At 64.3% G+C, this 24,611-nt stretch carries 20 protein-coding genes and 1 pseudogene; 11 read left to right on the top strand and 10 right to left on the bottom strand.

Translation table 11 applies throughout. From position 1 onward, the window contains the following. Positions 1–11 precede the first annotated feature (11 nt). On the bottom strand, positions 12–578 hold the full coding sequence (locus AAIH46_RS10290; protein ID WP_430305766.1) for a DUF6101 family protein: 567 nt from the start codon (positions 576–578) through the stop codon (positions 12–14). Positions 579–920: 342 nt separating this feature from the next. Between AAIH46_RS10290 and AAIH46_RS10285 the strand changes: the two genes are divergently transcribed. After that, on the top strand, positions 921–3,221 hold the full coding sequence (locus AAIH46_RS10285) for a DUF1217 domain-containing protein (protein ID WP_430305764.1): 2,301 nt from the start codon (positions 921–923) through the stop codon (positions 3,219–3,221). Between the two features lie 21 nt (positions 3,222–3,242). Here the strand turns inward: AAIH46_RS10285 and AAIH46_RS10280 are convergent, their stop codons facing one another. Genes AAIH46_RS10280 through AAIH46_RS10270 form a run of 3 tightly spaced genes read right to left on the bottom strand, consistent with a single transcriptional unit; the run spans position 3,243 to position 6,324 of the window. After that, positions 3,243–4,673 (bottom strand): FAD-binding oxidoreductase, encoded by a 1,431-nt coding sequence (locus AAIH46_RS10280; RefSeq protein WP_430305763.1) that lies wholly within the window; start codon positions 4,671–4,673, stop codon positions 3,243–3,245. A 10-nt stretch (positions 4,674–4,683) separates the two neighbouring features. Beyond that, positions 4,684–5,664, bottom strand: coding sequence for an L-threonylcarbamoyladenylate synthase (locus AAIH46_RS10275; RefSeq protein ID WP_430305762.1), 981 nt, complete (start codon positions 5,662–5,664; stop codon positions 4,684–4,686). Positions 5,665–5,712: 48 nt separating this feature from the next. Next, complete coding sequence (locus tag AAIH46_RS10270) at positions 5,713–6,324, bottom strand: DUF6656 family protein (RefSeq protein ID WP_430305761.1); 612 nt, start codon at positions 6,322–6,324, stop codon at positions 5,713–5,715. A 414-nt stretch (positions 6,325–6,738) separates the two neighbouring features. Here AAIH46_RS10270 and AAIH46_RS10265 point away from each other — a divergent pair, with 414 nt between their 5' ends. The 4 genes from AAIH46_RS10265 to AAIH46_RS10250 all read left to right on the top strand — a co-directional run bounded on the left by AAIH46_RS10265 (position 6,739) and on the right by AAIH46_RS10250 (position 10,390). Next, positions 6,739–7,983, top strand: a complete 1,245-nt coding sequence (locus tag AAIH46_RS10265) for an aromatic ring-hydroxylating oxygenase subunit alpha (protein ID WP_430305760.1) — start codon at positions 6,739–6,741, stop codon at positions 7,981–7,983. Positions 7,984–7,999: 16 nt separating this feature from the next. After that, positions 8,000–9,079 carry a 2Fe-2S iron-sulfur cluster-binding protein gene (locus tag AAIH46_RS10260; protein WP_430305759.1) on the top strand — a complete coding sequence of 360 codons (1,080 nt, stop codon included), beginning with the start codon at positions 8,000–8,002 and terminating at the stop codon, positions 9,077–9,079. 130 nt (positions 9,080–9,209) lie between these two features. Then, complete coding sequence (locus AAIH46_RS10255; protein ID WP_430306534.1) at positions 9,210–9,713, top strand: BA14K family protein; 504 nt, start codon at positions 9,210–9,212, stop codon at positions 9,711–9,713. A gap of 206 nt (positions 9,714–9,919) precedes the next feature. After that, complete coding sequence (locus AAIH46_RS10250) at positions 9,920–10,390, top strand: BA14K family protein (protein WP_430305758.1); 471 nt, start codon at positions 9,920–9,922, stop codon at positions 10,388–10,390. A gap of 73 nt (positions 10,391–10,463) precedes the next feature. Here the strand turns inward: AAIH46_RS10250 and AAIH46_RS10245 are convergent, their stop codons facing one another. Both AAIH46_RS10245 and AAIH46_RS10240 read right to left on the bottom strand, forming a co-directional pair. Next, positions 10,464–11,462, bottom strand: a complete 999-nt coding sequence (locus tag AAIH46_RS10245; protein ID WP_430305757.1) for a transporter — start codon at positions 11,460–11,462, stop codon at positions 10,464–10,466. Between the two features lie 87 nt (positions 11,463–11,549). Next, positions 11,550–13,490, bottom strand: a complete 1,941-nt coding sequence (locus tag AAIH46_RS10240; RefSeq protein ID WP_430305756.1) for a PhoX family protein — start codon at positions 13,488–13,490, stop codon at positions 11,550–11,552. Between the two features lie 268 nt (positions 13,491–13,758). On the opposite strand from AAIH46_RS10240, the gene AAIH46_RS10235 reads away from it, so the two are divergent. From AAIH46_RS10235 to AAIH46_RS10225, 3 genes are all read left to right on the top strand, one after another. Further along, on the top strand, positions 13,759–15,549 hold the full coding sequence (locus AAIH46_RS10235) for an acyl-CoA dehydrogenase (RefSeq protein WP_430305755.1): 1,791 nt from the start codon (positions 13,759–13,761) through the stop codon (positions 15,547–15,549). Positions 15,550–15,561: 12 nt separating this feature from the next. Next, a complete protein-coding gene (locus AAIH46_RS10230) occupies positions 15,562–16,317 on the top strand; it encodes a crotonase/enoyl-CoA hydratase family protein (RefSeq protein ID WP_430305754.1) in 756 nt (251 codons plus the stop codon). An 83-nt stretch (positions 16,318–16,400) separates the two neighbouring features. After that, complete coding sequence (locus AAIH46_RS10225; protein WP_430305753.1) at positions 16,401–16,658, top strand: hypothetical protein; 258 nt, start codon at positions 16,401–16,403, stop codon at positions 16,656–16,658. A gap of 2 nt (positions 16,659–16,660) precedes the next feature. On the opposite strand, the gene AAIH46_RS10220 is transcribed toward AAIH46_RS10225, so the two are convergent. Further along, entirely contained in the window at positions 16,661–17,920 is a 1,260-nt protein-coding gene (locus AAIH46_RS10220; RefSeq protein ID WP_430305752.1) for a class I SAM-dependent RNA methyltransferase, read from the bottom strand. Continuing rightward, positions 17,917–18,693, bottom strand: a complete 777-nt coding sequence (locus AAIH46_RS10215) for a TlyA family RNA methyltransferase (protein WP_430305751.1) — start codon at positions 18,691–18,693, stop codon at positions 17,917–17,919. Before AAIH46_RS10215 ends, AAIH46_RS10220 begins: the two co-directional genes overlap by 4 nt. Positions 18,694–18,959: 266 nt before the next feature. On the opposite strand from AAIH46_RS10215, the gene AAIH46_RS10210 reads away from it, so the two are divergent. Next, on the top strand, positions 18,960–21,050 hold the full coding sequence (locus AAIH46_RS10210; protein WP_430305750.1) for a methyl-accepting chemotaxis protein: 2,091 nt from the start codon (positions 18,960–18,962) through the stop codon (positions 21,048–21,050). 103 nt (positions 21,051–21,153) lie between these two features. On the opposite strand, the gene AAIH46_RS10205 is transcribed toward AAIH46_RS10210, so the two are convergent. Beyond that, entirely contained in the window at positions 21,154–21,312 is a 159-nt protein-coding gene (locus AAIH46_RS10205; RefSeq protein WP_430305749.1) for a hypothetical protein, read from the bottom strand. Positions 21,313–21,517: 205 nt separating this feature from the next. On the opposite strand from AAIH46_RS10205, the gene AAIH46_RS10200 reads away from it, so the two are divergent. Together AAIH46_RS10200 and AAIH46_RS10195 are read left to right on the top strand one after the other, a co-directional pair. Continuing rightward, on the top strand, positions 21,518–22,480 hold the full coding sequence (locus AAIH46_RS10200) for a DUF4424 domain-containing protein (protein WP_430305748.1): 963 nt from the start codon (positions 21,518–21,520) through the stop codon (positions 22,478–22,480). A gap of 66 nt (positions 22,481–22,546) precedes the next feature. Continuing rightward, a pseudogene (locus tag AAIH46_RS10195) lies at positions 22,547–22,630 on the top strand (AbrB/MazE/SpoVT family DNA-binding domain-containing protein); the annotation flags it as partial. A 1-nt stretch (position 22,631) separates the two neighbouring features. On the opposite strand, the gene dxs reads toward AAIH46_RS10195, so the two are convergent. Continuing rightward, positions 22,632–24,551, bottom strand: a complete 1,920-nt coding sequence (dxs, locus tag AAIH46_RS10190; protein ID WP_430305747.1) for a 1-deoxy-D-xylulose-5-phosphate synthase — start codon at positions 24,549–24,551, stop codon at positions 22,632–22,634. Positions 24,552–24,611 lie beyond the last annotated feature (60 nt).

Genomic DNA, 24,611 nt, shown 5'->3' with positions numbered 1-24,611 from the left:
TGCGAAACGGATCAGCGCCGGGCGATGATCTCCTTGCCCTCGATCTTCATCGCCACGCCCAGGCTGCCGGTCGTCCGGCGGACGAGGAAGCGTGGCCGGCGGGCGGCGAAGTAGGAGTGGCGGCGGCGCTGCTTGACCGTGTGGGTGCGCAACTCGCCCAGATGGTTTTCCAGCGGACGTGCAACGCCATCGGCTTCGACCATCAGCATCGGGATGCGGAAGGCTTCCGACCAGCTGCGCCAGTCGGCGGCGATATCGCAGAGATCATGCGCGACGAGCAGCGGAATGCATAGGTCCGCATCCTCGTGATGCAGCTCCAGGGTCACGGTGACCTCGCCGTTACCGTGATCGATGGCACGGGCCGCGACCCCTTTGAAGGCGCGGGCCGGAAGAGCGAAGGAAAGCGGCAGGCCGCTTCCCGGCAGTATCTTGCGCAGGACTGCGCCGCGTTCGTCGATGGTGATCGTGACATCGCCGGCGGCATCATGCAGCCCGTACGTGATCTGCTGGGGAAAACGCGACGGATCGAGCCGCAACGTTGCACCTGCCCATGAGGGTTTCAGAACCGTATTTGTCATCTCGAATGCTACCCTTGTTTTACCTGAGAGCCGATTTCATTGGCTTTCTTTCCGGGACTTTCCGTCCTCTGATGGCCCGAACATAGGGCGGCGCTTTCCAGAACCGCTTAAAAATCGCGGTTAAGAAATTCCAGCATCTTCAGTTGGTTACCGAAATCAAAGTCGTCAGGGTTTCCGTTCTGTGAACAGCGGCCGGAGTGTGCTGAGGCAAAACAGAAAACGCTCCCGCGTCAGTTCGGGACAAGCCTGCCGTGCGAAATTGAGGAGCAATTCTTTAAGCGTGTCCGGGCTATGCTGCGCGCCGCAACGAACGCGCCTGGGTGAACGAGAGGCTCCCCCGCTATGGTATCGACCTACCTCAGCTATGATCTTGTCAGCCGTGACATGCAGGCGAGCCTCAAACGCGTCTCCAATCAGAACATCGTTGCCCGCGATGCCGAGTACTACAAGACGAACATCGGCAAGGTGACGTCGGTCGATGACTTCATGGACAATTACCGGCTTTATTCCTACGCCATGACGGCCTTCGGCCTGGGCGATATGGCCTATGCCAAGGCGTTCATGCGCAAGGTGTTGGAAAGCGACCTGACCGACGAGAACAGCTTTGCCAACAAGCTGACCGACGACCGCTACCGCGAGTTCGCGTCCGCCTTCAACTTCTCCTCGGACGAAAAGACCGCCCAGTCCTCCACCCAGGTGGATGCCATGGTCGATCTCTACAATCAGACGATGGTCAGCGAAGGCGACGCCGTGACCACCGAGACCAACTACTTCAACGCGATGATGAAGGAGGTCGGTTCGGTCGACGAGATGCTTGGCAACGACCGGCTGCGCGGCTACCTGCTGAAAAGCTTCGATATCGACGAGCGCTACTATTCGCGTTCGCTGGTGGCCGGGGCACTGTCGAGCGACACCGGCGACAGCCAAAGCTACATCAACCAGACGCTTGGCCCGCAGCGCGAGACGCTGAACACCCAGGTCACCGATGCCCGCACGCGTCTGGCAGCCGCCACCACCGAGGCCGACAAGAACAGGATCAACACCGAGATTGCCGGCTATCAGGCACAGCTCAGCTCGATCCAGAAGTACTACGACATCGCCGACGCCTTCGAGTTTCAGTCTGATGGCAGGTCGCCCGCCGACGGCGCCCAGACGAACGACCAGAAGACGGCAATCAACAGCCTCTATCTCAGCAGGCAGGATCGCGTCTCCACCGCCAGCGCGGTCAGCGAGGACAATTACTTCAAGAGCAAGATGGCGACGCTCACCAACGTCGAGCAGCTGACGGCGGATACGCGGCTCTACAACTACGTCACGACGGCCTTCAACCTCACCGGCATCACCGTGGTTCGCTCCACCGTCGAGCAGATCCTGACGAGCGACCTCAGCGATCCCAACAGCTACGTCAATCGCTTCAGCGGCAGTCATCCGGAATACATGGCGCTGGCGAAGGCCTTCAGTTTCGGCACCGACGGCACGGTCGAAGCCGGCAGCGCCCAGACCACGCAGCAGGCGGCACTCTCCTCCAGCAACTATTTCAGCCGCTACAACGATGTGCAGGACGCCGCCGACGAGAAGGCGGCGACCCTCTACCGCACGGCCATTTCGGATATCGATTCGGTCGATGAGTTCCTGACGAAGCAGGACGTCTACCAGTTCGCCCTCAAGGCCGTCGGCATCGATCCGGACGAGGTTTCTTCCTACACGATCAGCCGCGTGCTGAAGAGCGATCTGGATGACCCGAACAGCTTCGTCTACACCCTGAAGGACGACCGCTACCTGACGCTGGCCAAGGCCTTCAACTTCACCAGGGACGGCAACGTCACGACCCCGCTGACCGCCCAGTCACAGGGCACGATCACCGCCATCGCCTCCGATTACACGGTGAAGATGGCGCGCTTCCTCGAGGACGATGCGCGGGACAAGGCGCGTGCCGATGCCAAGGTTGAGACGGGCTACTACTCGCAGAAGATGCTGAGCATCCAGTCTGCCTCGGATTTCATCAACGACGACCGCTTGGTCAATGTGCTGCTGACCGCCTACGACGTCGACCCGACCAGGGTGTCGAAGGATTTCCTCAAGCAGATCTTCGCCTCCGACCTCAACGACCCGAAGAGCTTCGTCAACCAGCAGGCGGACGTTTGGGGCGAAATCCTCGGGACCTTCAATTTCGATGCCAAGGGCAAGCTGTCTGACGTCAACGACCAGGGTGCACAGTCGCTCGGCAAGATCTACGAGACCCAGAACAAGTACGACCGCCAGACGCTGGAGCAGCAGCAGGGCGAGGAGAACAACGGCGTCCGGCTGGCGCTGTATTTCGAGCGCATGTCGAAATCGATCACCAGCGCCTACGATATTCTGGGTGATACGGCGCTTCTCGAATTCTTCCGCGTCAGCTTCCAGCTGCCCGACAGCTTCAGCAATCTCGACGTCGACAAGCAGGCGGAGCTCGTCAAGAAGTACATGACGCTGACCGATCTCCAGGATTCCGACATGGTATCCAAGATGATCAGCAAGTTCACCGTGATGTACGACCTGGAAAACTCCAGCGCCAGCACCTCGGCGCTCTCCATCCTGACCGGCGCCGGCAGTGGCGGATCGATCAGCGCCGACCTCCTGACGTCGCTCGCCCAGAACCGCTGACGCGTCGCGTCTGCCCGGCTACTAGGACCGGATGACCTTGCCGGGGTTCATGATCCCGGCCGGGTCGAAGGAATGCTTGATGCGCCGCATCAGGTCCATTTCGATCTCCGGGCGTATCTGCGCCAGTTCGTCGCGCTTCAGTTGGCCGATGCCGTGCTCGGCGGAGATCGAGCCGCCGGCCTTCAGCACGATCGCATGAACGATGGCGTTGATCTCGCGCCAGCGAGAGATGAACTCGGCCTTGTCGGCGCCGACCGGCTGGGAAATATTGTAATGGATATTGCCGTCGCCGAGATGGCCGAAGGCGCAGACGCGGGCGCCGGGCATGGCCGCCAGCACGGCCTTTTCCGCCTCCGCCATGAACGCCGGGATCTTCGAGATCGGCACCGACACGTCGTGCTTGATCGACCCACCCTCCGGCTTCTGGGCGTCCGACATGCTTTCGCGCATGTGCCAGATGGCTTTCTGCTGGGCAACCGAGGAGGCGATCACCGCGTCTTCGACCAACCCTGCCTCCAGCCCCTGTTCGAGCAGCGTTTCCACCATCGTCTGCGCGGTTTCAGCCGAATCCGTGGTCGAGATGTCGATGAGCACGTACCAGTCATGGCGCGAAGGAAGCGGATCGCGGACGCCGGCAATGTGGCGGGTGGTGAAGTCGATGCCGATCCGCGGCATCAGCTCGAAGCCGGTCAATGCCGGGCCGAAAAGGTTGGAGGCGCGCTCGAACAGCGCCAGTGCCTTGTCCGGTGAAGCAAGGCCGACGAACGCCACCTGGTGGCCGACCGGCTTCGGGAACAGCTTCAAGACGGCGCCGGTGATGACGCCGAGCGTGCCTTCCGCGCCGATGAACAGGTCGCGCAGGTCGTAACCGGTATTGTCCTTCTTCAGGCGGCGCAGCCCGTCCCAGATCTCGCCCGTCGGCAGCACCACTTCGAGCCCGAGGCACAGCTGGCGCATGTTGCCATAGGCGAGCACAGCCGTACCGCCGGCATTGGTCGAAAGATTGCCGCCGATCCGGCACGAGCCTTCAGAGCCGAGCGACAGGGGAAACAGCCGGCCCACCGCATCGGCCGCCGCCTGCACGTCGGCAAGGATGCAGCCACCGTCGGCCACCAGCACATTGGCGATCGGATCGACGTCGCGGATCCGGTTCATCCGCTCCAGCGACAGGATAAGCTGGGTGTTGTCCTCGCTCGGCGTCTGGCCGCCGACCAGCCCGGTATTGCCGGTCTGCGGCACCACAGCCGTCCGCGTCTGGCTGGCAAGTTTCAGGATCTGCGACACTTCCTCGGTTGATCCCGGCTTCAGCAGCATCGGGGAGTGGCCGTGGTAGAGGCCGCGGTTCTCGGTCAGCCGCGGTGCCAGCGTGTCGACGTCGGTCACCGCATGGGCGTCGCCGACGATCGCTGCAAAGCGCGACAGGAGATCGGGGGAAGGGCCGCTGATGTCCATGCCAGAACTCCTAGTTATCCCGTGGTGCCGCCGCCCGCGCCAGCCGGTCGTTGATCGCTTCTCCCAGACCATGGTCCGGAACAGGCGCCACGGCAATCCGTGTCGCACCGACGGCATCGGCACGCTTCAGCGTATCGAAGAGGTTCATTGCCGCTTCGGCCAGGTCGCCTCCGGGGCTGAGGTCGAACACGGCCGCCGCCGTCTCGGTTCCCGCCGTCGGCCGGCCGCCGAACCGGATAAGCGCTTCGCCCGGCTGGGCATCGGTGGCATCGAGCCGCACCGCAGCCGATGGCGCGTAGTGGGAGGCAAGCATGCCCGGCGCCTCGATGGCGGGGGCGGGGCCGTCCTGCCGCTCAAGCCGGAGACCGGTCAGATGCTCGATGTCTTCCGCGGCCACGCCGCCCGGCCGCAGCAGCCGCAGCCGGTCGCCCTCGACGCGCAGGATGGTCGATTCGACGCCGACCAGCGATGCGCCGCCGTCGAGGATGAGAGAGAGCTTGTCGCCGAGATCCTGCGCCACATGCTTTGCCGAGGTCGGGCTGATCCTGCCGGAGGTATTGGCGCTCGGCGCTGCAAGCGGCCGGTCGAAGGCGCGGATCACCGCCGCTGCAAACCCGCGCGGCACGCGAAGCCCGACGGTGTCGAGCCCGGCGGTCGCCAGCGGATGGATGCCGCAACCGGCCTTGAGCGGCACGACGAGGGTGAGCGGTCCCGGCCAGAAGGCTTCGGCGAGTTTTCGCGTCAATGGATCGAAGACGCCGTAGCGTTCCGCCATCTCCAGATCCGCCACATGGCAGATCAGCGGGTTGAAACGCGGCCGGCCCTTGGTCTCGTAGATGCGCGCGACGGCCGCCGGGTTCGTGGCGTCGGCCGCAAGGCCGTAGACGGTCTCCGTCGGGATCGCCACCGGAAGCCCTTCGGACAGGAGTTCGCAGGCGGTTCTTACCGCCAGGCCTTCATCCTTCGCAATGTCGATGACGCGCGCTGCCATGGTGCCGGTGCATAGCGCCAAACCGGGCCGCAGCGCAATTCTTTCCCGTCAGATCTGCCGGATCATCTCGCGCAGATCCTGGTCGCTGGTGCCGAGCAGCAGCACGTTCTTAAGCGCTTCCATCGGATCGCTGGTGCGAAACAGCAGGCCGTTGTCGCGAATGCTGCGGCTGATACGCGTGCCGCCGCGTTCTTCCGGCTCGATCGCCACGGCGAAATACATGCGCCCGTACTGGGTGCGGATGTGCCGGAAGAAATCCTCGGCGCCGCCGACGTCCGACAGGAAATTGCAGATGTAGAACGACCAGGCGACGGGCTCCCCGGCTCCCATATGGCTGCGCGCTGCCGTCACATGGCAGTAGCCGAGATGTGGCCGCTCATCGAGCGACCGGCTGAACAGCACCTTCGGGAAGCGGATCGATGTATGGAAGGCATTGATGCGCTCATAGGCGTTCTCGCCGGCTGCCGACAATCGTCGCTCGGTCTGCTCGCCGACTTCCTCATAGGTGAGGTAGCGCCGCTCGTCTTCCAGCCAGTCCTGGCTGCGCCGCGAGATCCGGCCGGTGCGCAGGAACTCCGAATGCGCCGTCGGCTTCAGGTTGGGCGCCTGCAGGACAGGCGGCCTCGTCTCGAAATATCTGAGCTTTGTCCTCTGCTGCAATGCGCTTCGGCTCCCGTGAACGCGCCGATCCTACGGGGACATCCTTAACGACCGCTTGCCAACCCGTCAGTCCATGTCGGGAAGCTTAAATTCGCCGATGCGTTGTGGGCTCTGCTTTACGGGCATGTGGGTGAGTTGCGAAAGCAAACCAAGCAACGGCTACGGGCGCATGTCGCAGGTGTCGTCTTTGCGGAAGCGCATGTCGCATTGCATACTAAGCGGGGCGGCCCAGATTCGGTTATAGATAGTCTCATGCGCCGCTCCCGTCTGGGGAGAACCGGCCGAGATGAAGGGCAGACCGGCTACGGCTGGGCTCCCCGCCAGCATGCAGTTTGAAGGATGGAGGCATCCTCGGACGGCGCTTCGGCGTCTGCCCGGCCGATGATCCATGCGTCGCGTCGACAGGAACGGAAGATGGACACTCGCAATTCGATGCTGCGGCAGTTGAAGAACCACCGCCCGGGCTACAGCCTGGAGCAGCCGTTCTACATCGACCCGGACTACTTCCGTATCGACATGGAGAACATCTGGTACCGCGACTGGCTGTTCGTTGGCCATGACTGCGAGATCGGCCGCGCCGGCAACTATTTCACCGTTCAGATCGGCGACTACCCGGTGGTCATCGTGCGCGGCCGAGACAAGCAGATCCGCGCCTTCCACAATACCTGCCGGCATCGCGGCCATCGCGTCTGCACCGCCGAGCGCGGCGCCTCCGCAAAGCTCGTCTGTCCCTACCACCAGTGGACCTACGACCTCGACGGGTCGCTGGTCTTTGCCCGCCAGATGGGCGAGGATTTCGACAAGTCGCAGTTCGGCATGAAGACGGTGCATTGCGAGACGGTCGGCGGCTACATCTTCATCTGCCTAGCCGAACAGGCACCGGATTTCGCGCCGGTGCGCGCCATGATCGAGCCCTACATGGCGCCGCATCGGCTGTCCGAGGCGAAGGTCGCGCACCAGAACACGATCATCGAGAAGGGCAACTGGAAGCTGGTCTGGGAAAACAACCGGGAATGCTACCATTGCGCCAGCAACCATCCCGAGCTCTGCCGCACCTACCCGGAAGCGCCGACGGCCACCGGCGTGCAGGGTGCCGGCGACGACCCGTTCATCTCCGAGCACTGGCAGCGATGCGAGGCCGCCGGCCTGCCGAGCGCCTTCTCGATGCACGAGACCGGCCAGTTCCGTGTCGCGCGCATGCCGCTGATCGAAGATGCCGAGAGCTACACCATGTCCGGCAAGCGGGCGGTCCGCCGGCCGCTGTCTGATGACGTGCCGATCAGCCATATCGGCACCATGCTGCTCTTCCACTATCCGACCACCTGGAACCACATGCTGGGCGACCACGCCATCTCCTTCCGCGTGCTGCCGATCAGCGCGGAGGAGACCGCCGTCACCACCACCTGGCTGGTCCACAAGGATGCTGTCGAGGGCGTCGATTACGACCTCGAGGAACTGACGCATGTGTGGAACATGACCAACGACCAGGACCGCTCGATCGTTGAGGAAAACGCCTTCGGGATCCGATCGCCGGCCTACGAGCCGGGACCCTATTCGCCCGATCACGAAGGCGGCGTCATGCAGTTCGTCGACTGGTACACGACCTTCATGACCAACCGCCTGCAGGGTGACCAGGCGAAGCTTTCCGCTGTAGCCTGAACCGACGGTGACTGACATGAACATGGCCGTGAGCTATCCGCATCTCGACCAGATGCAGCCGTGGAACGACCGGCTGCATCTGCTGGAATGTACGTCGGCGACGGTGGAGGCACCGGAGGTGATGACCTTCACCTTCAGGGCCGAGGCGCCGGTCTGGTTCCGCTACCTGCCGGGCCAGTTCGTCACGCTGGAACTGCCGGTCGCCCGCGAGCCGGTGATGCGCACCTATACCCTGTCTTCCAGCCCGTCGCGGCCCTATTCCATGGCGGTCACCGTCAAGGCGCAGAAGGACAGCATCGGCACCCGCTGGATGTTCGACAACCTCAAGCCGGGTGTGAAGATCCGCGCCTACGGGCCGCTGGGCGACTTCTCCTGCGTCAAGCACCCGGGCGACAAGTACCTGTTCATCTCGGCGGGGTCTGGCGTCACGCCGATGATGTCGATGACCCGCGACATGAGCGACCGCACGCCGCGCTCGGACGTCGTGTTCATCAATTGCGCCCGTTCGCCGTCGGAAATCATCTTCCGCCACGAACTCGAGAACCTCTCGCGGCTGATGCCGCACCTCAATCTCGGCTTCATCGTCGAGCATTGCGGCAAGGCCGAGCCCTGGTCTGGACTGCGGGGCATGATCGACCGGGCCAAGATCTCGCTTCTGTCGCCGGACTTCCTCGACCGGACGATCTTCTGTTGCGGACCCGAGCCGTTCATGGCTGCCGTCCGCTCGGCTCTTGAAGGCGCCGGCTTCGACATGCGCCGCTATCACCAGGAAAGCTTCCAGCCGGTGCTGGCGACGGTCGCGGACGAGGCGACGGCGCTGGCCGATGGCGAGACCCCGGCAATGGTATCCTTTGCGCTGGCCGGCAAGCAGGTGGCCAGCAAGCCTGGTGAGACGATCCTGATGACCGCCCGGGCCAATGGCGTGCGCATCGGCGCCGCCTGCGAATCGGGCCTCTGCGGCACCTGCCGCGTCATGCTGCTGTCTGGATCCGTCGACATGAACCATAGCGGCGGCATCCTCGACGAGGAGATCGAGGAGGGCTACATCCTCGCCTGCTGTTCGCGTCCGAAAGGCGACATCGAAATCGAGGTTTAGGCGAAAGCCAGCACCTCGATTGTCCGCTTCGGACCGTCCGCCGCCGCGGGCCGCACTGCGTGCCTTGGAACCTATGCCTGCATTTTTGCGTTTAAAGACCAAACAAGCAAAATGAGGAAACACCATGGGTATGATCAGGAAGAACTTGGCCGCGATGGCCACGGCGCTTGCCGTGACGCTGACCGGTCTCGCCCCGGCGCAGGCCATGCCGTTCGCTTCCGTGCCGCAGGCCGCAGACCGCGCGCCGGTAACCGACGTGCAGTTCAGCCAGGAGCGTGGCGACCAGCAGCGCCTTCCGTGGGTTCGCGGCCGCATTGGTGGTGGTGATCGCTGGGATCGCGGCGACCGCCGCTGGAACAACCGTCACTTCGCCCGCGATGGCTACTATAATGGCCACCGTGGCTACCGTGAGCGCCGCTCGGGCTATCGCTACCACAACGGCTTCTGGTTCCCGCTGGCAGCCTTCGGTGCCGGCGCCTTGATCGGCGGTGCGGTGTCTTCGGCTCCGCGTGCATCCTACGGCAATTCGCATGTGTCCTGGTGTGAACAGCGCTACAAGACGTACCGCGCTTCGGACAACACCTACGTGGCCAACAGCCGTGGCGAGCGTCGCATCTGCAATTCGCCGTACTGAGCCAGACCGATTTGAACCTGGGCGTCCGGATCTCGCGAAGATCCGGGCGTTTCACTTCAACGTGAAGCCGGTTCTGGCAGGATGAACAGGCCATTAATCGGCGGTTCAGGTGAAAAGCCCTAGCGTCTTCCCATTGCCGGCCTCGTGGCGAGACAAGCCGTCCCGGGCGCCGGATGATCCACGAAATCAGGATTTGGAGATCGATCATGACCAAGCTGTTCAACAGGCTTTCGATCATTGGCCTGTCAGCCGCGATGCTGGCGGCCTCCATCCTGCCGTCGCAGGCGGCGATGCCCATCGCTGCCGCACCGCAGGTGGAAAAGGACGTCGTGCAGGTACAGTACTGGCGCGATGGACCGCGTGGCGGCCACTGGCGCGGTGACGGATATCGTCGGGGCGGCTATTACGGCGGTCATCGCGGCTATCGGGATTACCGTCCGGGCTATCGTCGCCACAACGGCTACTGGTTCCCGCTCGCAGCCTTCGGCGCCGGCGCGCTGATCGGCGGTGCGATCGCCGCCCAGCCGCGTTATGTCGAACCGGCTCCGGCCCGCTCGGGCATCAACCCGCGCCACTACGAATATTGCGCTGGCCGCTATCGTTCGTACGACAGCTACTCGAACACCTTCCAGCCGTACAGCGGTCCGCGCCAGACCTGCGTATCGCCTTACTATTGAGATCCTGAACGGAGCTCATTCGACCAGCCGCCCGGTTCCGCCGGGCGGCTTTTTTGTTCCGCCGCCCGCCGCTTCAAAGAATGCCGGCGCGCCGCAGCAGCCACCAGGCGCCGAGGATCGACAGGCCGATGAAGCCGAAGGCGAAGAAGGTCCCGTGGCCGCCGCCGGCGAGCGGCAGGCCGGACGTGTTCATGCCGAAGAAGCCGGTGACCAGCGACGGAGGCAGAAGAAACGCCGTCATCAGCGACAGGATGTAGAGGTGGCGGTTGGTCTCCGAGCTCAGCTTGGAATCGATTTCCTCGTGCAGCAGGCGGGCACGCTCCTGAAGCGCATAAACGTCATGGTCCACCGCCTCGAGCCTGCTTGTCAGACGCCCGGCGACATCGTCGAACCCCGGCGGCATGTCATCCTCGTCGGATGCGCCGGCTCGCCGCATGAGTGCCAGCACGGTGCGCAGGTGCCGGTGAAGCCGCACGACGGTGCGCCTGACGGGCGCCAGCCGCCGCCGCTCGTCGCGCGAAGTGTTGTCGTAGACGCTGTCCTCGATCTGGTTGAGTTCCTCGGTGAGTTCGAGAACCAGCGTGATCATCGTCCGCTGGAATTCGGCGACGATGGTCTCGAAGATGTCGATCGGCACCCGGTAGCGGGCGGGGTTCTTCTCGACGGAGGCGCGCACGCGGTCGATCGAGCGCAGCGGCTGCAGCCGGGTGGTGACGATCAGCCCCTGGCAGACGGCAAAGTGCAGCCAGCCGATGTCGCGGGTCCCGGCGTCGAACTCGCGCTGGAAATCCACAAGCGTCCCGTAGATCATGCCGTCGTCAAGGGTGATCGAGGCATGCGTCTCGTGGGTGGTGAGCGCGGCAACGACTGCCGGAGGCAGCGCCGGGAACGTGTCGAGAAAGGTCGCCAGCCGCTGGTCGGCAAGGTTCAGGTGGAGCCACAGAAAGTCGCCGCCAGCCTTCAGCAGGTCGTCCCGGCCGATATCGGGCGGAAATCGCTGGCAGGCGCCATCCTCGGTATGGAAGCGGTAGGCCCACACGAGGCCCGGCACGGACTGCACGATGGGCAGCATGAAAAGGTATTCCTTAGAAAAGCGGCCGCTGAAAGCGGTCGAGGGTCGCACCGGTCTCGCCGACGCGACCCTCGTTAATCAGCAGGATCAGCCGATCATTGCGTTGTCGTTGCGCTTGACCGCAATGACCGTCGAACGCGGCAGCTTGCCTTCGCCGTCCGGGAACGGTGCGTCGGGGTGCTGGATGCCGACGAAGTGGGTGCGCTTGTCGGCCGACCATGTCTGGCCGGTGACTTCGGCACCCTTCGGTGCAGTCAGGAAACGCTCGATGCGGCCGGTTGCCGGATCGCCTGCGAGCATCTGGTTGTTGCCCTGGCCGGCGAAGTTGCCCTCGTTGGTTTCCTCGCCATCCGTCTGGATCCACAACAGGCCGGTCGAGTCGAACATCATCCCGTCCGGCGAATTGAACATGTTGCCTTCGTTGATGTTGCTCGAACCCGCATAGCTGTCCTTGTGGACGGTCGGATTGCCGGCCATGACGAACAGGTCCCACTTGAACTTGCTGTCGGCGTGGTCGGCATTCTCCGGATACCAGCGGACGATCTGGCCGTACTCGTTCTTCTCGCGCGGGTTGGCGGCGTTCAGTGCCAGGACTTCGCCGCCGGCATTGGTGCGCGGCTTGCCGTCCTTGGAGACGCCGCGATAGCTGTTGTTGGTGAGCGCGCAGTAGGCTTCGATGGCAACCGGGTTGATCGCCACCCATTCCGGACGGTCCATCGTCGTCGCGCCGACCTTGGAGGCCGCCTGGCGGGTGAAGACGCAGATTTCGTCCATCTTCATGCCGGTCGTCTCGGGCGTCAGCGCCAGCCATTCGCCGGTGCCTTCGTCGGAGAATTTCGCGACGTAGAGGGTGCCGTCGTCGAGCAGGCCAGAGGTCTCGCCGCCCGGAACGTAGATGCCGTTCGAGACGAACTTGTAAAGGAACTCGCCGCGCTCGTCGTCGCCCATGTAGACGACCACCCGGCCGTCACGCGCCACCACGACGGCCGCGTTTTCGTGCTTGATGCGGCCAAGCGCGCTGCGCTTCACCGGAACGGACTTGGCGTCGGAGGGATCGATCTCGACGACATAGCCGGCGCGACGCGGTTCATTCGGGTTCTTCGCCACGTCGAAGCGCTCGTCAAACTTCTCGTAGGCGTAGCGGGTCTCGGCGGCGATGCCGTAGCGCTTGTAGTCGTCCGGCATCTTGAAGGCGGCGTCGGTGGTGCCGAAGTAGCCGTTGAAGTTCTCTTCGCAGGTGAGGTAGGTGCCCCACGGCGTGCGGCCGGCACCGCAGTTGTTGAACGTCCCGAGACAGTCGGTGCCGTTGGGATCCGCGGCGGTCTTGATGAGGTCGGAGCCGGCAGCCGGGCCGGTGATTTTCATCGGCGTGTTGTGGTGGATGCGGCGGTTGAACGGGCTGTCGAGCACGATCTGCCAGCCATCTGCACCTTCGGCGACTTCCATCACCGTAACGCCCTGCATGTTCTGCAGGATGCGCACTTCATCGATGTTCTGCGGGTTGCCCTTTTCGCGATGCGGAAGGTTGATGTCAGGGTTTACGTATTCGTGGTTGATGGCGATCACCTGATGATCGCCGATGACGAACAGTTCCATGCCGTCGGTGTTCTCGCCGAACACCTTGTCGGAATTCTCAAGGCTGACGCCGTTCGCCGGATCGAGGTCGGAGACGTTGGAAAACAGCGGCTGGCCCCATTTGGCAAGCGGCTTCCAGCCATAGCCTTCCGGCACGTGGATCGTATGGTCGGTGGAGATCGGCACCGGCTTGAACGGGATGCGCGAGGCAGCCTGCTGGGCTTCGGCGGAGGTGGAGCTCATCAGGTTGCCGAGCGTTCCGAGCGCGGCCGCAGCCGATCCGAAGGCCACCATGCTGCCGAGAAAGCCGCGGCGCGACACGGCGCGCGCGACGACGCGATCGAACTCGGTTTCGGCAGGCGGCGGGGTCTGCAGTTCATCCCATGCGTCCCAGGAAAGCTGGCTCTTGTCGATCCCGGTCTCGTCCGTCTTGCTTATCTCGTTCTGGCTCATCTTGGTCTCCATCCTTTTGATTGAGGTAGGGCCCTGACGGTTACCGCGGCAGCGATGACAGGCATGTGACGTGCGCCGGCAGAAGCGTGTCAGCCGTCTTGCATCCCCAACCAAACCGTCCTGCTGAGGCAGACGGCGACGGAGCGTGCGGTGGCGCGAACGTTGACGTTTACGTAAAAATCAATTAGCCCGGACAGCACTAGTCGGCCACGCGCATCCGGGGAAGGGGAGTGCGCGGCCACTGCCTGTGACTGCGGAGGAGCATGCGATGTACAGGGCACCGGTTGAGGATATTGCGTTCACCTTGAAGCATGTCGCAGGTCTCGCAAAGGCCCTGGACGACGGCAGGCTCGGTGATCTTTCGGACGATCTCGTGGATGCCATTCTTTCGGAGGCCGGTCGCTTCGCCTCCGAAGAGGTCGCGCCGCTGGGAGCCGTCGGCGACACGCAGGGCGCGCGGCTGGTCGATGGCAAGGTCGTCGTCCCGGATGGCTGGGACGCGCTCTACCGCCACTGGGCAGAGGGCGGCTGGAACAGTCTTGCCGCACATCCGGATTTCGGCGGCCAGGGTCTGCCGCACATGCTCAACGTCGCGGCTCTGGAGATGTGGAATTCGGGATCGATGGCTTTTGCGCTCGGTCCGACGCTGACCATGGGGGCTGTCGAGGCGCTGACGGTGCATGGAGCCGACGCGCTGAAGGCCGCTTATCTGCCGAAGATGATCTCCGGCGAGTGGACGGGCACGATGAACCTGACCGAGCCGCATGCGGGCTCGGATCTCGGCGTGATGAAAACCCGCGCCGAGCGCCGCGACGACGGCAGTTACCGGATTTTCGGTCAGAAGATCTACATCACCTGGGGCGATCACGAGATCACCGACAACATCATCCATCTGGTGCTGGCGCGGCTGCCGGATGCGCCGGCCGGAACGCGCGGCATCTCGCTGTTCCTGGTGCCGAAATTTCTGCTGGACGCCGACGGAGCGCCGGGCGCCCGCAACGATCTTCACTGCCATTCGCTGGAACACAAGCTCGGCATCCATGGCTCGCCGACCTGCACGATGATCTATGGCGACGGGCGGTTCGGCGAGGAGGCAGGCGCCTTCGGCTACCTGATCGGCGAGGAGAACCGCGGCCTCGCCTGCATGTTCACGATGATGAACAATGCGCGCCTCGCCGTCGGCATGCAGGGCGTGGCGATCTGCGAGGCGGCGACCCAGAAGGCGATCGCCTATGCCCGCGAGCGCACCCAGGGCAAGGCGCCCGGCTGGTCCGGTTCGGGCGACAAGGGGGGCATGAGCCCGATCATCGAGCATCCGGACGTCGCCCGCATGCTGCTGACCATGAAGGCGCTGACGCAAGGCGCCCGCGCCATTTGCTATACCTGCGCCCACGCAACCGACATGGGCCACCATTCCGAAGGCGACGAGGCAAGGCAGTGGGCGGAGCGCGCCGCCCTCCTGACGCCGATCGCCAAGAGCTTTGCCACCGATGCCGGCGTCGATGTCGCCTCGCTCGGCATCCAGGTGCATGGCGGCATGGGCTTCATCGAGGAGACCGGTGCCGCCCGCCTGTGGCGGGATGCCCGCATCGCGCCGATCTACGAGGGCACCAACGGCATCCAGGCCGCCGATCTCGTCACCCGCAAGCTGCCGCTGTCGGACGGCAACCAGGTGCGCGGCCTCATCGCAGACCTGAAAGACATCGCCGAACAGGTTCGTTCCGCCAATGATGTCGGCTTCGGCACCACCGCGGAGCGGCTGACGGCAAGCCTTGCCGATCTCGAAGAGGCAACCGAATGGCTGCTGGCGCGGCTGGCGGACGGCAATGTCGCTGCTGCGCTTTCGGGTGCGACGCCCTACCAGCGGCTTTTCGGGCTGGCGCTCACCGGCGTCTATCTCGCCAAGGGCGCTCTGGTGACCGGTGAAGCCGGCCGCGACCAGCGCCTGCTGCTCTGCCGGTTTGCCGCCGAAAACCTCATCGCCGAGACTGCGGCGCTGAAGGATCGGGTCGTCAACGGTGCCGAAAGCCTGGCGGCCGCGCGCGTATTGTTTGCCTGAGGAGAGGAAGAGATGACCGACCACATCCTCATCGAACGCCCCGAGGCCCATCCGGGCGTCCTGTTGATCCGCCTCAACCGGCCGGAGAAGAAGAACGCCATCACCGCCGACATGTATCGCCGCATGACGGCAGCCCTTGAGGATGCCGAAAACGACGATGCCGTGAGAGCAATTGTCTTTCTCGGCAGCGACGGCTGCTTTTCGGCCGGCAATGACATGGCCGATTTTCTCGCTTATGCGATGTCCGGCAGCAATGAGCCGCCGGCCGCGGTGGATTTCCTGAAGGCGCTGGCTACCTGCGGCAAGCCTCTCGTCTCCGGCGTCGACGGGTTGGCGATCGGCATCGGCACGACGCTCCATCTGCACTGCGACCTGACCATCGCCTCCGATAGAAGCCTGTTCAAGACGCCCTTCGTCGATCTGGCGCTGGTGCCGGAAGCCGCCTCCAGTCTTCTCGTGCCGCGCATCGCCGGCCATCAGCGGGCGTTTGCCTTGCTGGCTGCGGGCGAGGGATTTTCCGCCGACGAGGCCCGCGGTGCCGGCCTGATCTGGAAGGTCGTGACGCCCGCCGAGGTGGAAACCGAGACGCTGGCGCTGGCTGGCCGGCTTGCCGCAAAACCTGCCGGCGCGATGAAGATCGCCCGCAATCTCGTACGCGGTAATACCGGCGAGGTGCTGTCGCGCATCGATGCCGAAATGGTGCATTTTTCCGCCCAGCTGAAGAGCGCCGAGGCGCGCGCCGCCTTCGAAGCCTTCCTCAAGCGGTAGCGCCGCCAGCCGGTTCACCGCGCGTTAATGGCTCGGCGCCAAGGATGGCGGCGACGACATCCCACTTCCGAAAGGACAGAACCATGGTCAGGTTGTTCGCGACACTCGCGCTGCTGCTGCTTGCCCCCACGGCCACCCTGGCGCAGACGTCCGGGCCCAACACCCGCGTCTACAGCGGTAATGACGACCGCCAGCGCCAGCGCTACGTCTGCGTCGTGCCAGCCCCGCGCAGCGCCGACCGCAGCACCCCCTCAGTCTGCAGGGCGAGCGAAGGCCGGGTCGGCGGTCGCTGCCGCTGCGACAACGTCACCGGAAGCGGCACCCTGCAGCTTGGCCGGTAGACCTACTTCTCCAGCAGCACCACGGCTTCCACATGCGACGACCAGAGAAACTGGTCGACAGGCGCGACCCGGGTAATGCGGTAGCCGCCGGCCGTCAGGATCGCGAGGTCACGGGCCAGCGTCAGCGGATTGCAGCTGACGGCGACGATCCGCTTCACCGACGATTTTGCCAGCTCGCGACACTGCGCTTCGGCGCCGGCACGCGGCGGATCGAAGATGACGGCATCGAACGGCTTCAGGTCCTGCGGCGTCATCGGCCGGCGGAACAGGTCGCGCCGCTCCACCGTCACCGGTTTCAGACCCTTGGCGGTGCGCGCCGCCTGATCCAGCGCCTTTACCGCCTTCTCATCGGATTCCAGTGCGTGAACGGCGGCCGAGCGGCCGATCCTCAGCGCAAAGGTGCCGATGCCGGAAAACAGGTCGGCGACACGCTTCGCCTTGCCGATATGCGAGATCGCCAGCGCCGCCATGGCCTCTTCGGCCTCGCGTGTCGCCTGGGTGAAGGCGCCGGGCGGGATGACGACGCGGGCGCCGCCGAAATCGAGCATAGGCTTTTCCGGCTCGATCAGAATTTCGCCGTTGATCGACACCCGGGCAATACCGCGCAGCCTGATGACGGTGTCGGTGACGTTGCGGCGTGCCCGCTCGCCAAGTCCGCCCTGCACGCCCTCCAGCGAGACATCGAGCCCGGTGAGGGTCTCGGTGACCACCATGCGAAAGACGTCGCAGCCGCTGGCGCGGGCGATCATCTTCAGAGCGTCCAGTCGGGAGACGATCCCGGCGGACGTGATGGGACATTCGACGGTCGGCACCACATAGTGCGTTTCGGCCTGGTTGAAGCCGATCACCAGATCTCCGTCGCGACGGCGCACGGTCAGCACGATGCGGCGCCGCTGTCCGGGATGCGCCTCGATGGTGTCATCCACCGCGTCTTCGGCCGGCAAGGCCAGGGCCTGCGATTTCAGCGCGTTGATCAGCGCCTGTCGCTTGAAGGCATTGTAAGGGGACTTGGCCAGGTGCTGCAGCGTGCAGCCGCCGCAGGCACCGCCATCACCGTCCGGGCCGAAATGCCGGCACGGCGGCTGGACCCGATCCGGCGAGGTGCTGGCGAAGGACATGATCGTTCCTTCGTTCTTCACCCGGGCGATGGCAACCGTTTCGCCGGGCAGCGCGTAGGGCACGAACACCGGTCCGTCGGCATCATGCGCGACCCCGTCGCCGCGGGCGCCGAGGCTTGCGATCGTCACGGTCTGCGTGCTCATTGCGCCTGTCCGTCGGAGGGATCGAGAGGCTTGCGGCCGGCGAGCAGGTATTCCTGGTTGCCGTCACCGCCGGCGATCGGCGAGGCGATCATTCCGAGACTTTCCCAGCCCATGTCTTCGACCAGCCAGCGTTCCAGCTCGGCGGCAACCGCCGGCGCGGTGTCCGGATCCTTCAGCAGCCCGGCCTTGCTGACGAAATCGCGGCCAGCCTCGAACTGCGGCTTGACCAGCAGCACGCAGGTGGCGCCCGGCTCGGCCATGTCGAGTGCCGGCGGCAGTGCCAGCTTGAGCGAAATGAACGACACGTCGGACACCACCATGCCGATGTCATCGTCGCCGATGTCGTCGCGCGTCAGGGCGCGGGCATTAAGGCCTTCCAGGCTCAGCACCCGTGGGCTGCCGGCAATCCGGTCGTGAATCTGGCCATGGCCGACGTCGATCGCCACAACATGGGCTGCCTGGCGCTTCAGCAGCACCTCGGTGAAGCCGCCGGTCGAGGCGCCGATGTCGAGGCAGCTGAGGCCGGCGGGATCGAGGCCGAAATGATCGAGCGCCGCGACCAGCTTCAGCGCCGCGCGCGATACGTAGTCCTGGGCCGGATCGTCGATGGTGAAGACGGAGTTCGGCGGTACCACGAGGCTCGGCTTGAGCAGCGTCTGGCCGTTTACCTTGACGGTGCCGCGCAGAACGGCATCGCGGGCGCGCGACCGGCTAGCAAAAAGGCCGCGGTTGACCAGCAACTGGTCCAGTCTTTGGGGAGAATGAGACGTCATATGCCGTCAATGCCGTTCCGGCATCGATCAGGCAAGCGGATTCCGCATCGGGGCGGCGATTGGCCGGCTGTCCGCGGGAAAGGCATCGCCGATGTCTGCGGAATTGACGAAGATCAAGCCTGCTGACGAGCGCCCGTCGTCACACAGCATTTTAATGCAAAAGTGATCCTCTATGGCTGCGAATAAGCATGCACATTCAACGTTATCTTAAGGTCCATCGCATTCTCTACGGGCACCTTAACGACCGCATTTTTGACCGGTGCCCCATGACATTGAAGAACCTTTCCCTGAACAAGAAATTGATCGGCACGTTTCTGGCGCTGATGTCCGTGTGCCTGCTGGCGTCAGCCGATGTCTATTGGCAGGGCCTCAAGTCGGCCGATGCATCGCGCGGCCTCGTCGAGGCGCAAACGATCGCCGACGCTGCATCCGAAGCCATGGAACTGCAGCTGGAACAGGCGCTTCACCTGCGCGGATATCTGCTGTCTGGCAGCAACGACATGCTGAACCTGATCACGGCGGAGCGCGACGGCACCGTTTCGGCGCTGGAGCGGGCAAGTCGCGCCGCACGGGGCGAAACGGCGATCAGCGCAACGCTTGCCGAAATGCGCCGCGCGGCCGATGCCTTCCAGGCGCAGGCAGTTGCTCCGCTGGTCGAGCAGCGCAAGCTGGTCTCCGGCAGCGACATCGACACGCTGGTCAAGCAGGCCGGCGACCGGTTCCAGCAGCTGGACGAATTCCGCGCCGCCTCGCAGACCCTGAAGGGCCAGATCGCCACGCTCACCGCCGCAAAGGTCGACGAGCAGGCGCAGGCACACACGGCCGTCCTCTGGACGCTGCTGATCGGTGGCGCGGTTGCCGGCATCATCGCCGTGGCGCTGATCTGGCTCCTGTCGCGGGCAATCGTCACGCCCATCATCGGCATGACGCGCGCCATGTCGGCGCTTGCCGCCGGCAATCATGCGATCGATGTGCCTGCTTTGGATCGTGGCGACGAGGTTGGCCAGATGGCCAAGGCCGTCGCGGTCTTCAAGGATGCCGCAATCGAGAAACAGCGCCTGTCGCTTGAGACCGACGACATGCGTCGTTCGACCGAGGAAGAGCGCCGCAGCAACGACCAGCGCAAGGCGCATGAGGCGGCCGAGATCGATTTCGCCATGAACGCACTGGCCGAGGGCCTGTCGAAGCTCGCCGACGGCGATGTCGCCTACCGTCTGGAGCGTCCTTTCACCGAGCGGCTGGACCGGCTTCGCGGCGATTTCAACGTTGCGCTGGAAAAGCTGCAGCAGGCGCTGCAGGGGGTCGGCAGCAATGCTTCGGCGATCAATGCCGGTGCCGCCGAGATCCGCAGCGCTGCCGACGATCTGGCCAAGCGTACCGAGCGTCAGGCAGCCTCCGTCGAGCAGACGGCTGCCGCGGTTGAGCAGGTGACGACGACGGTCAAGGATTCCGCCAAGCGTGCGGAGGATGTCGGCCTGCGCGTCGAGCGCGCCCGCGTCGAGGCGGAAAAGTCGGGAGACGTCGTGCGCCGTGCGGTCGTCGCCATGGAAGGTATTTCCAAGTCCTCGCACGAGATCATCAACATCATCTCGGTCATCGACGACATCGCCTTCCAGACCAACCTCCTGGCGCTGAACGCCGGCGTCGAGGCGGCGCGTGCGGGCGATGCGGGCAAGGGCTTTGCCGTCGTTGCCCAGGAAGTCCGCGAACTGGCGCAGCGTTCCGCCAATGCTGCAAAGGAGATCAAGGGCCTGATCACCACCTCCAGCCAGCAGGTCGATGCCGGCGTATCGCTGGTTGGCGAAACTGGCCAGGCGCTGCAGGCGATCGTCGCCGAAGTCGGCGGGATCAACGAGAATATCAAGGCGATCGTGGTTTCGGCGCGCGAGCAGTCGACCGGACTGCAGGAAATCAACAGCGCCATCAGCTCGATGGATCAGGATACCCAGCAGAACGCCGCCATGGTGGAAGAGCAGACGGCCGCCAGCCACTCGCTGGCCCGCGAAGCCGGCGCGCTGGACGAACTGCTCGGCCAGTTCAAGCTGGGTGGCCGGACCGCCGAACGCTCGGCGTCGACGGCCCGTGCGTTTGCCGCACCCGGCACCGCTGCCCGGCCGCAGGTGGGTGGCGCATCCGTCGCCCGGCCGGCACATTCGGCAGGCTCGGTAAGTTCGTCAGGCGCGCCTGGCGGCAAGTCCGTCGCCCGCTCGACGATCGGCCGCGGACCCGTGGTTGCAACGGCGACCTCGCGTCCGGCTGCCTCGCCCGCCAGCGTCCTGCACTCGTCGCTCGCCAAGGCCTTCGGCGGCAGCGCAAAGCCGGCAAAGCCGAGCGAAGACAACTGGGAAGAGTTCTGAGGCTACGGCGCCCCGGCCCAACCCGTGGTCGGGCGTCAGGCAACTTTAGCCGTCTACAGGTCTCTGCCGGGCTCCGGCAGAGGCCTTTTTTGTCCGCAATCGCTTAGGCTGCGATGCGGCGAGCGGCCTTGTCTGCCGCCTTACGGTCCTGACCATGTTCAGCGATGATCTGCTTCGCTTCTTCCAAGGTGATCCGGTGTTTCTTCGCCAAAGTCTTGGGCTCATATGCGTCGTTGGACGCAGAGGCGTTCTTCTCTACCATAATATTTCCTTAAATAGGCGGATCCTGGCCCTGGCATTGTGCGGGCCGCCATCGCATTCCCAGTGCCTATGTAAGGATGAAGTCGGCAAATCGCAAGCCGGCCTCCAGCTTCGTCAGGAACGAAGCGAGTAGCGTTCGCAAAACCGCTACACATCCGCGCCCGACATGCTCTAGGTTGCTGCAAACATCTTGGGGGATGCTGTCGATGAAATATCTTGCCTGCCTGATCGCGCTGCTGGCAGCCGCGCCGGCCGTGGCCAACGATACGACGGCCGAGCTGAAGACCGGCGGCCTGACTTATGTCGAGACGTCCGAGATCGCCATGGAGGAGGAGGAGCTGCGGATCTCGCGGACCGAGATCAGCGTCGACTATGTCTTTCGCAGCAGCGCCGACACCGATATCGACAGCATCATCGCCTTCCCGATGCCGGACATTGTCGGCGGCGCCCAGAGTGATGTCGCCTATGGCGATGCCGAGAGCGACAATTTCCTTGGCTTCTCCGTCGTCCAGGATGGACGCAGGATCGAGCCGCAGCTGCAACAGCGGGTGATTGCGCAAGGCATCGATCGCACCGAAGCGCTGCTGGCCCACGCTATTCCGCTCCTGCCCTATAGTCGGAGAACGGCGGCGGCACTGGAAAACCTCGCTCCCGAGGTCAAGGCGGAGTGGATCGCTCAAGGCATCATCCAGGGTTTCGATCTCGCGCCGATCTGGACGCTTCGCTCGGTCTACTGGTGGAAAACCAGGTTTCCGGCGGGCAAGCCGGTGAAGGTCAGCCATCGCTACACGCCGAGTGTCGGCGGCACGGTTGCCATGAGCTTCATCGGCGACGGCAAGCCGGCCGCTTCCTACGAGGACTATGCCAAGCGCTATTGCATCGACCCAGATTTCATGAAGACGGCCACCAAGCTCGAAGCAACGGCGGCGAAATCCGCCGGCCCGCACTATACCGAGCAGTGGCTCTCCTACATCCTGACAACCGGTGCCAACTGGTCCGGCCCGATCAAACGGTTCAGACTGACCATCGACAAGCAGAACCCACGAGACTTCGTTAGCTTCTGCGGCAAGGGCGTCAGGAAGACCGGCCCGACGACCTTCGTCATGGAGGCGGAGGATTTCACGCCGGAACAGGAGCTGGACGTGCTGTTCTTGGTGGCCGGGGAGTGAAGTGGACTTGAAGCTGGTCGCCGGTAGGAATACCTGTCTTCACAGAGGTACTACGAGGCATCGGCCATGACGACAGTCACATCGAAGGGGCAGGTCACGATCCCGAAAGCGGTCCGCGATCTGCTGGGAATCGTTCCGGGAAGCGAGGTGGTTACCCCGCAGCGCCGACGCCGACGACCGTCTTGCCCAGGGCCTTGAACACCGTCGAGACTATGCCGGCGCGGTCGAGCCCGGCCTTGGCATACATCACCTCGGGCTTCGCCTGGTCCATCCATACGTCCGGCAGCACCAGCGAGCGAACCTTCAGGCCCTCGTCGAGCAGCCCCTCGTTGGCGAGGAACTGCATCACATGGCTGCCGAAGCCGCCGACGGCGCCTTCCTCGATGGTGACGACGATCTCGTGATGGGCGGCAAGCTGGCGGATCAGGTCATGGTCGAGCGGCTTTGCAAACCGCGCATCGGCAACCGTGGTCGACAGACCTGCCGCGTCGAGGTCTTCGGCCGCCAGCAGACATTCGGCCAGCCGCGTGCCGAACGACAGCAGCGCCACCTTGGCGCCCTGCTTGACGACGCGGCCCTTGCCGATCTGCAGGATCTCGCCGCGCTCCGGCATTTCGACGCCGACACCTTCGCCGCGCGGGTAGCGGAACGAGATCGGGCCGTCGTCATAGGCAGCCGCCGTGCGCACCATGTGCTTCAGCTCCGCCTCGTCGGCGGCGGCCATCACCACCATGCCCGGCAGGGTGGCCAGGAAGGTTGTGTCGAAGGAGCCCGCATGCGTCGGCCCGTCGGCGCCGACGAAACCGGCGCGGTCGATCGGGAAGCGTACCGGCAGACCCTGGATCGCCACGTCGTGGACCACCTGGTCGTATCCGCGCTGCAGGAAGGTCGAATAGAGGGCGCAGAACGGCTTGTAGCCTTCGGCTGCCAAGCCTGCGGCGAACGTCACTGCATGCTGCTCGGCAATGCCGACGTCGAAGGTGCGCGCCGGATAAAGCTCCTGCAGCTTGTCGAGCCCGGTGCCGGACGGCATGGCGGCGGTGACGCCGACGATTTTGTCATCCAGCCGTGCCTCCTGCACCAGCGCATCGCCGAACACGCTCGTATAGCTCGGCGCATTGGGCTTGGCTTTCGCCTGGGCGCCGGTAATGACGTCGAACTTGTTGACGCCGTGATACTTGTCGGCAGCGGCTTCCGCCGGCGCGTAGCCCTTGCCCTTCTGTGTCACCACATGGATCAGCACCGGGCCCTGCGCGTTGTCGCGCACGTTGCGCAGCACAGGCAGCAGGTGCTCGAAGGAATGGCCGTCGATCGGGCCGATGTGATAAAAACCCATCTCCTCGAACATCGTGCCGCCGGTCACGTAGCCGCGGGCGTGCTCGACAGCACGGGTAATGGCGCGGTCGACATTCTTGCCGAGATAGGCGGTCAGCTTCTTGCCGATCTCGCGCATGCCCATGTAGGTGCGCCCGGAAGCCAGACGCGCCAGATAGGCGCTCATCGCACCCGTCGGCGGCGCAATCGACATGTCGTTGTCGTTGAGGATGACGATCAGCCGCGCATCGAGCGCGCCGGCATTGTTCATCGCCTCGTAGGCCATGCCCGCCGACATCGCGCCGTCGCCGATGACGGCAATCACGTTGCGCGGCGTCTTCGACAGGCCGGCAGCAACTGCCATGCCGAGGCCGGCCGAAATCGATGTCGAGGAATGCGCCGCACCGAACGGGTCGTATTCGCTTTCCGCCCTTTTGGTGAAGCCGGACAGCCCGTCTTCAGCGCGCAGGGTGCGGATCCGGTCGCGGCGGCCGGTGAGGATCTTGTGCGGGTAGCACTGGTGGCCGACATCGAAGATCAGCCGGTCGTCGGGCGTGTTGAACACCTTGTGGATGGCGATCGTCAGCTCCACCACGCCGAGCCCCGCGCCCAGATGGCCACCGGTCTTGGACACCGCATCAATCATCTCGTCGCGCAGTTCGCGGGCCAGTTGAGGCAGTTCGCGGTCTTCGACATTGCGCAGGTCCGCCGGCAGGTTCACCTTGTCCAGCAACGGCGTCTTGGGGCTAGATGTCACGAATGATGGCCTTTTCTGCTCTTTCTGCGGAGCCTTTCCTTCCTCTGAAGATGAGAAAGA

The sequence above is a fragment of the Rhizobium sp. 0TCS1.26 genome (assembly GCF_050455525.1).
In the GTDB taxonomy this organism is placed as follows: domain Bacteria; phylum Pseudomonadota; class Alphaproteobacteria; order Rhizobiales; family Rhizobiaceae; genus Neorhizobium.
The sequence above is the reverse complement of the archived record's forward strand: the minus strand, read 5'-3'. Positions and strand labels throughout refer to the sequence as shown.